We start from the raw sequence: 10,960 nt of genomic DNA, 5'->3' as shown, positions 1-10,960 counted from the left end.
TGATGAGCTTGCGAAATCATCAGAGCTTGAAAGCCAATATGACCGGATATGCGTTTATCAGCCCTTTTATTGTGGGCTTTCTGGCGTTTACGTTAATTCCAATGTTTATTTCGCTGTATCTGTCCTTTACCACCTACAACCTGTTCACCCCGCCCAAATGGATTGGTCTGGGTAACTTCGAAAAGATGTTCACAGGCGACCCGAAATACTGGAATTCGATCAGGGTCACGTTTACGTATGTATTGGTCGGTGTACCGTTGCGACTGATTTTCGCGCTGTTTGTGGCTATGATTTTGAATACCAAATCGCGCATGGTCGGCACCTATCGGACGATGTACTATCTGCCATCCATTATCGGAGGTAGCGTTGCGGTATCGATTATGTGGCGGAACATTTTCAGTAATAACGGCATAGTGAACAGCCTGCTTTCGACTCTAGGGGCGACCCCGGTGAAATGGTTTGGTGATCCGGATGCTTCGCTTACGATGCTGATCACCCTGTCCGTATGGCAATTTGGCTCCTCTATGCTGATTTTTCTGGCAGGTTTGAAGAACATTCCTGTTGAATTGTACGAGGCGTCCAGTGTAGATGGTGCTAAGCCAGTACGAAAATTTTTCAGTATTACGCTGCCGTTGCTTAGCCCCATTATTCTATTTAATCTGATTATGCAGACGATCAGCGCCTTTATGACCTTCGTCCCGGCTTATGTTATTTCTAAGGGCGAAGGAGGCCCGATGGATGGAACGATGCTGCATTCACTGTATCTGTTCCGGCAGGCGTTTATGTTCAGCAATATGGGATATGCGGCAGCCATGGCTTGGGTCATGCTCATTATGATTGGGATACTGACAGCGATTTTATTTATAACCTCCAGATACTGGGTATTTTATGAAACGGAAAAGGGGCGCTGATACTGATGGCATGGAAAACGGTCAAATGGCCAATTTATCACATACTGGTTGCTGCACTGGCGCTCCTGATGCTGTATCCCGTTTTTTGGATGCTGTTCAGCTCGTTTAAAGAAAGTCGGACGATATTCGTCACGGCATCCTCGCTTTTCCCTACAGAATGGATCTGGCAAAACTATGTAACAGGTTGGAAAGGGACGACTGGCTACAACTTTGGCACGTACATTCTGAACTCGCTCACGATCGTGGTGATTTCAACGATTGGAGCTGTGCTTTCCTCCTCATTGATCGCATTTGGCTTCGCACGCTTGAAATTCAAAGGGCGTAACTTGTGGTTTGCTTTGATGATGGTGACGCTTATGCTACCAGGGGATGTGGTACTGGTACCGCAATATATTATTTTCACCAAGCTCGGTTGGATCAATACGATCTTACCGTTAGTGGTACCCTCCTTCTTCGGGATGCCGTTCTTCATCTTTCTGATGGTGCAGTTTATACGGACGATTCCAGCAGAGTTGGATGAGGCGGCGACGATTGACGGATGCGGCAAGTTCCGGCTGTATTTCAGAATTATTTTACCCTTACTTAAATCGTCGTTGGCTACAGCGGCAATCTTCTCTTTCTACTGGAAGTGGGAGGATTTGCTTGGTCCGGTACTGTATCTGAATTCGCCAGAGAAATATACCGTATCTATTGCACTCAAGATGTTCCTCGACAGCGAGTCGGCTTCCAACTGGGGAGGAATGTTCGCGATGTCTATCCTAAGCCTGCTTCCAGTTATCGCTGTATTCTTCGCATTCCAGAAACAAATTGTAGAAGGAATGAGTACGAGTGGTTTGAAGGGGTAAGATCCAAAAACCATAGCGTGAGGACATGAAGCTTACGAGTGGAAATGGAAGGCATCCGGGTTTGTACGATTGAATGGACGGGATTTGAGGGCGATGGCTGAGAGGTGAGTAAATTGTGGAAGTTTGATTTTGGTCCGGGGGAGCCTGCGGATGGCTACAAGGGAGTGTCTTCGGATTGCTTATATACAACTGAACAGGGCTATGGCTTTGAGACTACGGAGCATGTGTACGGTCGGAAAAGGCAGAGTGCAGCCAAGGATGCACGCACGCGGCTGCGAAGCAGCTTTTGTATTCCACTAAACGCTGCATTTGTTGTAGATGTGCCAGACGGGCTGTATCTTGTCACTATACTGGTCGGCGATTCGCAGGCGGAAACGCTCACGCGACTCAAGGCTGGTGAAGGCAAGCACATGCTTCCCCCAGTGCACACGCTGCCAGGGCAGTTCACCGAAGCACTGTTTGCGGTGCCTGTCTGGGGTGGCAAACTGCGCCTCACCGTATCAGGCACCGCGCCAAGGCTCAATGCGCTGGAGATTGCACCAGCGCCACAGACCCTCCGGCTATTCCTAGCCGGAGATTCCACGGTTACGGATCAGAACGCATCCGGCTATCCGTATACAGGCTGGGGTCAGGCTTTGCCCGCCTTGTTCAAGCATGATGTCTGCGTGGATAATCATGCCGTATCGGGGCGAAGCTCCAAAAGCTTCATGGACGAAGGACGGCTGGGTGTCATTTTGGGCGAAATAAAGGCAGGAGATTTCCTGTTCATCCAGTTCGGTCATAATGATCAGAAGCCTGATCCGGAGCGGGCTACAGAGCCTTTTACAACCTACAAGGAGCATCTTCGCCTCTATATCGACGGCGCAAGAAGCCATGGGGCAACCCCGGTACTGGTCACGCCCGTACATCGTCGCTATTTTAGCGAGGATGGTACGCTATCTGACACACATGGTGACTATGTAACAGCGGTTCGTGAGCTGGCGGAAGAAGCGAATGTACCGCTGATTGATTTGTCTGCCCGTACGCAGGAGTTATATGAGCAGCTGGGTCCCGAAGAGAGTAAAGAGCTTTTTATGTGGTTGCTGCCTGGTGAATACATGAACTTTTCCGGCGGCTTAGAGGATAACACGCATTTTCATGAGAATGGCGCGGTTCGTATTGCAGACATGGTGGTGGATGCTGTGAAGGAACTGGATTTGCAACCGCTACGCATGTATTTACGTTGAAGGACGACCTTTTCATGTACGGGCGTCAAGGAGGTAACTCACGTGAAACTTACCAAAGGGGGAGACGTGGAAATGCCTGCATTGATTTTTGATGAAGAACAAGTTAAGCAGGTGATCGACCGGGTAGTAGAACGCACCTTTCAAATGCACTACAGCTGGGATTGGCCGGGCGGAGTAGCCTTTTACGGAGTATGCGAAGCGTATGAAGCGACAGGGAACGAAAAGTATCTGACCAAGCTGAAAGAATGGGTTGACGAAAATATCGAGGATGGGCTTCCATCTCTCTCGGTGAACGGCGTTTCTGTCGGGCACTGTTTGTTGACGCTTTATCAGGCCACAGGTGAGCAAAAATACCTTGATATTGCCATCGAGATGGCGGAATTTTTGGCCAAAAAAGCGGAGCGGTTTGCCGACGGTATTTTCCAGCATACGGTGAATTCACTTCATGATGTATTTCCGCAGCAAGCATGGGTGGATACGATGTTTATGGCCGGTTATTATTTGCTGCGCATCGGTCATCTGTTAGGCAACAAGGAGTATTGGGAAGATGGAATTCGTCAATATCACGGGCATGAAGAATTTTTGCAGGACCCGGATACGAATCTGTATTATCACGGATGGGATCATGCGAATCAAAGCCGGATGTCAGGAATATATTGGGCGCGCGGCAATTCATGGGCAGCCCTCACGATGGCAAAAGCGCTGAAACTTGTGGAGGTGCAGCATCCATCTTATATGATCATCGACGGCTCGCTGCGTGACCAGCTCAATGCACTGGTGCGGCTGCAATCCCCAGAAGGGCTGTGGCATACGGTGCTGAACGATGATACCTCTTATCTGGAAACCTCGGGCTCGGCAGGAATTGCGACCGCCTTGCTTATGCAAGGAAGATTGTTTAACAAATACACCCAAAAGGCGATCGAAGGTATTCTTTCCCGCATTAAGGACGACGGCACAGTAACGGGTGTATCCGCGGGAACTGCTGTGATGAACGATATTGACGGCTATCGAAACGTTCCATATAAACGCATTCAGGGATGGGGTCAGGGATTGGCGCTTGCTTTTCTGGCCCAACTGTTGCGTACCAAGGAGAATCCGTACGGCTAGAAGAAGGGACATAGGGAAACGAAAGTATTCATAGGTCAAAGGAGGCCGATAGCATGGGAGATACTGAACTTTCTCAGGAGCTTTCTCATGAAAAAGTAGCTAATCAGCCGCGAGGCAGCCTATTCTGGGTCATCCCCGATGGGTATATTCCACCGGAAAGCCGGGGTGAGCTGCTCAGTCATGAGAGTATATGCGTGCTGAATTGTGGGAGCCGTGTGGCAAATCTGAGTATAGACATCTATTTTGAAGACCGCGAGCCATTGGAGGGATTGATCGAGGTGGTGGAAGGAAGACGAACCCGTCATATCCGAACAGCCTCGTTGGAGAAATCCGGCGAGCAGATTCCGGTAGGTATTCCTTACGCAATTACGGTCACTAGCGATGTGCCCATAATCGTACAATATAGCAGATTGGACACGACACAGCCGGAATTGGCGTTAATGAGTGTCATGGCGTACCCTATCTAATGCGACGAAGACTAAGAAATGAAAAAAGAAATCTCTCGGCTGGAATTGCGCAGCTTGGAGATTTCTTTTTTTGCAGGCAAATGAGTGTCTATTTTTAGCCCGTTTTTTGTGATTTTGCCGAAGTTGTTTTGATTGGCATGAAGTTTTTTCGCCCTCCGAAATTGGTACCTAACACGCCGATAATGATCATCACAGCCCCAATAATGTGATAGTAGGCGAGCTGCTCCTTCAAAATGTAAGCACCGGCAATCATGGAAATGAGGGTGGATAAATTGCCGATCACACTCATTTTGGAGGCTTCGATCCACTTCAAGGCAAAGCTCGATAACAGCGAGGTGACGAGGGTAGACAGAATGCCCAGATAAATCAGTGCCATCCAATAACCAGGCTTCACCAGTGGAGCGGTATAGGCGCTCATGGAGCCGTCTATGGCATGATATCCCAGTGCCACCACGTTAAAAACGATACATCCCAAAATAGAGGTAACGTAGGTCAATTCCATTGGGTTGTACTTTTGTGTTAATGGTCGTGCCAGTACGTTATAGCCGGATAGGCATATCGCAGAGAGCACGAGCAGAAGAATACCGCCATAGCTATTGGATGCTAGCGGTGCTCCGCTTTTCATCACAAATATAAAAACCACGCCAAAGACAGAGAGCAGTAAGGAAATCTTCTGGACTACCGTTGTACGCTCTTTAATAAAATAGGAAGCTAACAGCAGCGTAAAGATGGGAACCGTTGCTTGGATAATTCCACCTTCCGATGAAGAAGTGCTCATCAGCCCGAAGGCTTGCAGTGGAAAATACACTAATGGCGAGAGCAGCGCCAGTGGTAAAATGCGCAGAATGTCACGCATCTTGATGTTGATCTTGAACCAACCGAGCAACACGGGAATGGTCAAAGCGATAAAAGACAGCGCAAAGCGGTGGGCGATCACATCCAGCGGGCTCGCCTCTGTGACTGTCAATTTTACAAATAAAAATGAAAATCCAAGTATAGCTGCATAGCTGAGAGCTGCCAGATAGGCGGCTCCATTTCTAGAACGACTGTTCATAATAAACCTCCGTAATAATGACCTTAACCTGTGGTTCTCTCAATATACCCGGATGGCATAACCTGATACAATCCATAAAATCTGCAACTGTACGGGTACAGTTGTGAAATGAAAAAAAGCCGGAACGAAGTCCCAGAGGTCGGATACCCATCCCTAAGACTACTTCCAGCTCTTATCCTATTCATATTCTATCACTTACTGCTTGTTTTACTTACCTTGTGACATCGCCCGGAACGAATCGTCCGCCGCTTCCAGCGTAGCATCCACATCTTCGTCCGTATGCGCTGTTGTGAGAAACCAGGCTTCGTACTTGGATGGTGCCAGATGAATACCGCGATCCAGCATATGACGGAAGAAGGATGCAAACGCTTCGCTATCCGTATCCTGCGCCTGCGCGTAATTCGTGATCGGATGATCACAGAAATGCGTCGAGAACGCTCCACGAATTCGGTTGATCGTCAATGGCACGCCGTAGCGTTCGGCAGAGGACTGGATACCGTCCGTCAGCCTCACAGCCAGACGTTCCATCTCTTCATACACGCCTTCCCCTTGAAGGACTTCAAGGCAGGCGATGCCTGACGAGATGGACGCCGGGTTGCCCGCCATCGTACCCGCCTGATAAGCTGGGCCGAGTGGGGCAACCTGCTCCATGATGTGCTTGCTGCCGCCGTAGGCACCAATCGGCAGACCACCGCCCATGATTTTGCCCAGCGCGGTCAAATCTGGCTGAATCGCATCATGGTTGTCCAAACCTGCATACGTTTGGGTGGAACCGAAGTGGAATCGGAATGCGGTAATGACCTCGTCATAAATGACGAGTGAGCCGTTCGCACGCGCCATGGAGCACAACCCTTCCAAATAACCGGGTTGCGGCATGACCATGCCGAAATTACCGACAATGGGTTCGACCATGACTGCCGCCACATCGTCGCTCCAACGCTCCAAGGCTTGGCGTAATGCGTCGAGATCATTGAATGGTACGGTAATAACCTCGCTCGCAATGTTGGTCGTAATGCCTGCACTGTCCGGTATGCCCAGTGTGGAAGGACCGGAGCCTGCTGCAACAAGTACCAGATCCGAGTGACCGTGGTAGCAGCCGGCAAATTTGATGATCTTGTTCCGCCCAGTATAGGCCCGTGCAACACGAATCGTTGTCATAACCGCTTCTGTGCCAGAATTCACAAACCGGACCTTGTCCATAGAAGGAATTGCTTCTTTCAGCATCTTGGCCAGTTTGATTTCCAATACCGTTGAGGTTCCGTACAATACGCCGTTCGCGGCCGCTTCGCTGATAGCCTTAGTAATATGGGGATGGGCATGTCCAGTAATAATAGGGCCATAAGCCGCCAAATAGTCGATATACCGATTATCATCCTCATCCCAGAAATGAGCACCTTTAGCGCGTTTCATGAATACTGGAGCGCCGCCGCCCACAGCTTTAAAGGAGCGTGAAGGGCTGTTAACGCCCCCGACAATATGCTCCAGGGCTTCTTTATATAGTGCTTCGGAGTTTTCCCGTTTCATCATCAAAAACTTCCTTTCCGTTCATTAAAATAGGGTATACACACGCCAAAGGGCAGCGTTCACGGCTGCCCCTGCATACATCATTATAGCTCTTTTTGTCCTGTCTTTGTTGTTGATTGTGTGGAAGCATCCTCATTACTGGTTTTACTGCCCCCTGTAAAAGAAGCTTTATCCTTCTTGGTAGACGATGCACTGTCTGGCTGTTTCGTTTCATTCTGATCCTTATTTTGTTCCTGTATTTGTACGGGTGGATTATTAAATATATCCTGCACATACGTTTTCAGTTCTTCCGGATCGCGGACAGTAAGAACTGCCGCGCCGCCCACATTCTCTTCTCCGAGCATCTTCATCGGTGGAACCTGTTCGCTGCCTGCAAAGTTGCTTTGGTACCCCACATTTGCCAGCTTCCACATATCGTTAACACTGAGATTCGTGTCAATGAACGGGTTAACCTGCTCTAAAATATTTGGCAAGTTAGCGATGGAAGTCGTGGTCTGCATTTTCTGGGCTATTGCCTCCAAAAATGCGCGTTGCCGTCCTGATCGGGAGAAGTCGGACATTGCATCGTGGCGGAACCGCACATATTGAAGCGCCGTGTTGCCATCTAGATGCTGCATGCCCTTTTTCAAATCAATATCGTACTGATGTTTATCCGCATTACTTGTATAATGCATATCCTTTTCCACTTCAAAATCAATCCCGCCTACGGCATCCACCAGTTTGATAAAGCCCTGGAAATCCGTGTACACATAATATTGCACCGGGATGCCTAACAGATCGCCAGCCGTCTTCATGGCTGTGTTGGGTCCGTGAGTAATGGCGGTGTTAATTCGATTTTTTCCATAGCCGGGAATATCCACGTACGTATCACGCAAAATAGAGAACAGGTGGATTTTTTTCTTGACGGGGTCCAGCGATACGACCATCATGCTGTCTGATCGGGGAACTTCCCCTTTCTGGATACCGCGCCCATCGACACCCATCAGCAAAATGTTAACCATATCGGTACCTTCCCACTTGGGCGGTTCTGGCGTACGAACCTGATCGACCTGCTTTACATTTTTGAAGGGGGAGTTAGCGCCCTCTTTATGCAGATTATCCAGCTGATTATAAATGGATGTAAAATAGTACACGGCAAAGCCGACAATCGCGACGATTACCACGGCTAGAACCGACCATATCGTCCTTTTGGTTCTGCTTGTCATGGATGCTCTCCCTTTCGCTTTTCAGTTCATTACATTATAATTTCTTTTTGGAGCACAATCAATTTAACTATGGATTTTATAAATCCTGATTGAGAGGTATAACATGCTGGCAATTGATGTGCAGGATCTGCGCAAAACATTTAAGGTTCAAAAAAATCGCGAGGGCTTAAAAGGTGCCTTCCTTGATTTATTCGCCCGCGAATACAACGAGGTAGCCGCGGTCAAAGATATATCCTTCCGTATTCCGCAAGGAGAAATATGCGGTTATATCGGTGAGAACGGCGCCGGAAAGTCCACCACGATTAAGATGCTGACAGGCATTCTCGTGCCGACATCGGGACATCTCAAGGTGGGCGGTTATGTCCCCTATGAGGAACGCGAGAAATTTGTAGGCAACATTGGTGTTGTTTTCGGTCAGCGCAGCCAGCTTTGGTGGGACATCGGTGTGATCGAGTCTTTTCAACTACTGCGGAAAGTATATCAGGTTCCGGCCACGGACTTCAAACGCAGGCTGGATGAGCTGGTAGAGAGACTGCAATTGCAGGATCTGCTAAGCCGCCCGGTACGCAAGCTTAGTCTCGGGCAACGGATGCGCTGTGAGTTAGTAGCAGCCTTGCTGCACAATCCGTCCATTGTTTTTCTGGACGAGCCGACCATTGGCCTCGATATTATGGTAAAGTCCGAAATCCGCGAGTTTCTAAAGGACATGAACCGGGATTATGGTACGACTATTTTGCTGACAACCCATGATTTGCAGGATATTGAAGCGCTGTGCTCGCGCGTCATTATGCTGGATGATGGGAATATCATCTATGATGGTGGTCTGGAGGATCTGAAGACACGTTGGGGTACAGGTCGAGAAGTACGGTTTCAGTTCGGCACACCGACCCAACTGGAGCAATTACAGGCATGGACTGCTGATATGCCACTGGCTTGGACGGCGGATAACGATTTGGCTGCCAAGGTATGGATTCCTCTTCATATTAATGTATCGGATGTGCTCGCAAGCGTAGTCGGTCGCACGGACATTACGGATATCAAAATCATTGAAACCAACACGGATGATATCGTCCGCAGTATCTATCAGTCTGGCTCGGCGGAACGCCAGGGCAATCCGGTAGTGGAGGCCAAAGTTCATGCTTAGCGTATACACCGATTTTATTCGTATCCGATTTCTCACGATGCTTGCGTATCGTGTGAACTACTATTCAGGAATCCTTATTTATTCCATGAATATTGGCGTGTATTATTTCACATACAAAGCGATATATGGCGATGCGGGTAGCATTGGAGGTTTTACCGCTGCTCAGATGACGACGTATGTTGCAGTATCGTGGATGGCGAGAGCCTTTTATTTTAACAATCTGGATCGTGAAATCTCGACGGATATTCGTGATGGAAGCATCGCAATTCAGATGATCCGACCTTATAACTATGTACTTGTTAAATTTATGGAAGGACTCGGTGAGGGAATGTTCCGTTTTCTGCTGTTTATGATTCCAGGCATGGCGATTGCTATGCTGCTGTTTCCGGTGACGCTCCCCAGTGACCCGGTAGCCTGGGTTGGTTTTCTGGTCATGCTGTTTTTCAGCTTTCTGATCAACACTCAGATCAATATTATTACGGGGTTAACGGCCTTTTTTATCGAAAATAATGAGGGCATGATGCGTATGAAGCGCGTAGTTGTAGATCTGTTTTCTGGGTTGATTTTGCCAATCAGTTTGTTTCCAGGCTGGCTGGGGACGATCGCCCAATGGATGCCGTTTCAGGCGATTACCTATTTGCCGGGCTCTGTATTTACGGGACGTGTAAAAGGCGTTGGCATCTGGAATGTACTGGGTATCCAAATCATTTGGCTGGTCGTTCTGCTCGTGCCGATGATCATCATTTGGCGACTGGCGCGCAGACGTCTGTTCGTGCAGGGAGGGTAAGCCGATGATGTACTATTTGGGTCTCATTAGCGAATATTTAAAAAATTACATGAAGTCACGGCTCACCTATCGAGCCGACTTTTGGGTAGAAGTTATTTCAGACCTGCTGTTTCAGGCCACAAATCTTATTTTTATCCTGGTTATTTTTATGCATACAGACAGTTTGGGCGGCTGGAGTGAAAATGAAGTCGTGTTCGTTTATGGATTTTTCATGGTTCCATACGGACTATTCAGTTGTTTTGTAAATCTTTGGAACTTTAGCGAGCGTTACATCGTGAAAGGTGAACTCGACCGGGTAATGACCCGTCCCGCGTATAATCTGTTCCAGATTTTCCTTGAAAATGTGGATCCGCCTGCGCTGGTGGGTTCTGTGATTGGCCTGATTATCATGGGGATCAGCGGGGCACAGATGGACTTGGCTATGGAGTGGTGGTTCGTACCGGCGCTGATCATTTTGAGCCTAAGTGCCGTGGCGATCTATACGGGCATATACACCATATTGACATCCCTTTCGTTTTTTTCGGATGCGCCTACAGGAATTATCCCGCTCATGTACAATATTCAGGGCTACGGACGTTATCCAGTAACGATCTATAACCGTGCCATTCAGGTTGTGCTGACTTGGATACTGCCTTTTGCTTTTGTTGGCGTATATCCAGCCTCCCTGTTCCTTCACCGAGAGGATATGCG

Annotated in this window: 11 protein-coding genes; 8 read left to right on the top strand and 3 right to left on the bottom strand. The window is 48.5% G+C overall.

Annotated features, from left to right (window positions below; all coding sequences use genetic code 11):
• Positions 1 to 2 precede the first annotated feature (2 nt).
• The 5 genes from GRP75_RS13245 to GRP75_RS13225 all read left to right on the top strand — a co-directional run bounded on the left by GRP75_RS13245 (position 3) and on the right by GRP75_RS13225 (position 4,556).
• On the top strand, positions 3 to 911 hold the full coding sequence (locus GRP75_RS13245) for a carbohydrate ABC transporter permease (protein WP_023987015.1): 909 nt from the start codon (positions 3 to 5) through the stop codon (positions 909 to 911).
• Positions 912 to 916: 5 nt separating this feature from the next.
• Entirely contained in the window at positions 917 to 1,756 is an 840-nt protein-coding gene (locus GRP75_RS13240; RefSeq protein WP_023987016.1) for a carbohydrate ABC transporter permease, read from the top strand.
• Positions 1,757 to 1,869: 113 nt separating this feature from the next.
• Positions 1,870 to 2,982 (top strand): rhamnogalacturonan acetylesterase, encoded by a 1,113-nt coding sequence (locus GRP75_RS13235; protein ID WP_160789528.1) that lies wholly within the window; start codon positions 1,870 to 1,872, stop codon positions 2,980 to 2,982.
• A gap of 72 nt (positions 2,983 to 3,054) precedes the next feature.
• On the top strand, positions 3,055 to 4,089 hold the full coding sequence (locus tag GRP75_RS13230; protein WP_023987018.1) for a glycoside hydrolase family 88/105 protein: 1,035 nt from the start codon (positions 3,055 to 3,057) through the stop codon (positions 4,087 to 4,089).
• 53 nt (positions 4,090 to 4,142) lie between these two features.
• A complete protein-coding gene (locus GRP75_RS13225; RefSeq protein ID WP_023987019.1) occupies positions 4,143 to 4,556 on the top strand; it encodes a sensory rhodopsin transducer in 414 nt (137 codons plus the stop codon).
• Between the two features lie 94 nt (positions 4,557 to 4,650).
• On the opposite strand, the gene GRP75_RS13220 is transcribed toward GRP75_RS13225, so the two are convergent.
• The 3 genes from GRP75_RS13220 to GRP75_RS13210 all read right to left on the bottom strand — a co-directional run bounded on the left by GRP75_RS13220 (position 4,651) and on the right by GRP75_RS13210 (position 8,339).
• Positions 4,651 to 5,610, bottom strand: a complete 960-nt coding sequence (locus tag GRP75_RS13220; protein WP_160789527.1) for a DMT family transporter — start codon at positions 5,608 to 5,610, stop codon at positions 4,651 to 4,653.
• 207 nt (positions 5,611 to 5,817) lie between these two features.
• The gene (locus tag GRP75_RS13215) at positions 5,818 to 7,134 is read right to left on the bottom strand and encodes a glutamate-1-semialdehyde 2,1-aminomutase (RefSeq protein WP_269465967.1); all 1,317 of its coding nucleotides are present in this window, start codon (positions 7,132 to 7,134) and stop codon (positions 5,818 to 5,820) included.
• 83 nt (positions 7,135 to 7,217) lie between these two features.
• Positions 7,218 to 8,339: an LCP family protein gene (locus GRP75_RS13210; protein WP_160789526.1), complete on the bottom strand. Its 1,122-nt coding sequence runs from the start codon at positions 8,337 to 8,339 to the stop codon at positions 7,218 to 7,220.
• A 103-nt stretch (positions 8,340 to 8,442) separates the two neighbouring features.
• On the opposite strand from GRP75_RS13210, the gene GRP75_RS13205 reads away from it, so the two are divergent.
• The 3 genes from GRP75_RS13205 to GRP75_RS13195 all read left to right on the top strand — a co-directional run.
• Positions 8,443 to 9,483, top strand: coding sequence for an ABC transporter ATP-binding protein (locus GRP75_RS13205; RefSeq protein ID WP_160789525.1), 1,041 nt, complete (start codon positions 8,443 to 8,445; stop codon positions 9,481 to 9,483).
• Entirely contained in the window at positions 9,476 to 10,270 is a 795-nt protein-coding gene (locus tag GRP75_RS13200) for an ABC transporter permease (RefSeq protein WP_160789524.1), read from the top strand. Before GRP75_RS13205 ends, GRP75_RS13200 begins: the two co-directional genes overlap by 8 nt.
• Positions 10,271 to 10,274: 4 nt before the next feature.
• Positions 10,275 to 10,960: ABC transporter permease (locus tag GRP75_RS13195; RefSeq protein WP_202404123.1), on the top strand; the 686-nt coding region annotated here is incomplete at its 3' end.

This window comes from Paenibacillus sp. OT2-17, from assembly GCF_009827695.1.
Taxonomy (GTDB): Bacteria; Bacillota; Bacilli; order Paenibacillales; family Paenibacillaceae; genus Paenibacillus; species Paenibacillus polymyxa_B.
Note: the sequence above shows the minus strand (reverse complement) of the source record. Positions and strands in the feature narration are given on the sequence as shown.

Excerpts from the sequence above, each read along its gene's own strand:
- GRP75_RS13245 (WP_023987015.1), top strand. The coding sequence starts at position 3 with ATGAGCTTGCGAAATCATCAGAGCTTGAAAGCCAATATGACCGGATAT.
- GRP75_RS13205 (WP_160789525.1), top strand. The coding sequence starts at position 8,443 with ATGCTGGCAATTGATGTGCAGGATCTGCGCAAAACATTTAAGGTTCAA.
- GRP75_RS13200 (WP_160789524.1), top strand. The coding sequence starts at position 9,476 with ATGCTTAGCGTATACACCGATTTTATTCGTATCCGATTTCTCACGATG.
- GRP75_RS13240 (WP_023987016.1), top strand. The coding sequence starts at position 917 with ATGGCATGGAAAACGGTCAAATGGCCAATTTATCACATACTGGTTGCT.
- GRP75_RS13225 (WP_023987019.1), top strand. The coding sequence starts at position 4,143 with ATGGGAGATACTGAACTTTCTCAGGAGCTTTCTCATGAAAAAGTAGCT.
- GRP75_RS13215 (WP_269465967.1), bottom strand. The coding sequence starts at position 7,134 with ATGAAACGGGAAAACTCCGAAGCACTATATAAAGAAGCCCTGGAGCAT.
- GRP75_RS13210 (WP_160789526.1), bottom strand. The coding sequence starts at position 8,339 with ATGACAAGCAGAACCAAAAGGACGATATGGTCGGTTCTAGCCGTGGTA.
- GRP75_RS13220 (WP_160789527.1), bottom strand. The coding sequence starts at position 5,610 with ATGAACAGTCGTTCTAGAAATGGAGCCGCCTATCTGGCAGCTCTCAGC.
- GRP75_RS13230 (WP_023987018.1), top strand. The coding sequence starts at position 3,055 with ATGCCTGCATTGATTTTTGATGAAGAACAAGTTAAGCAGGTGATCGAC.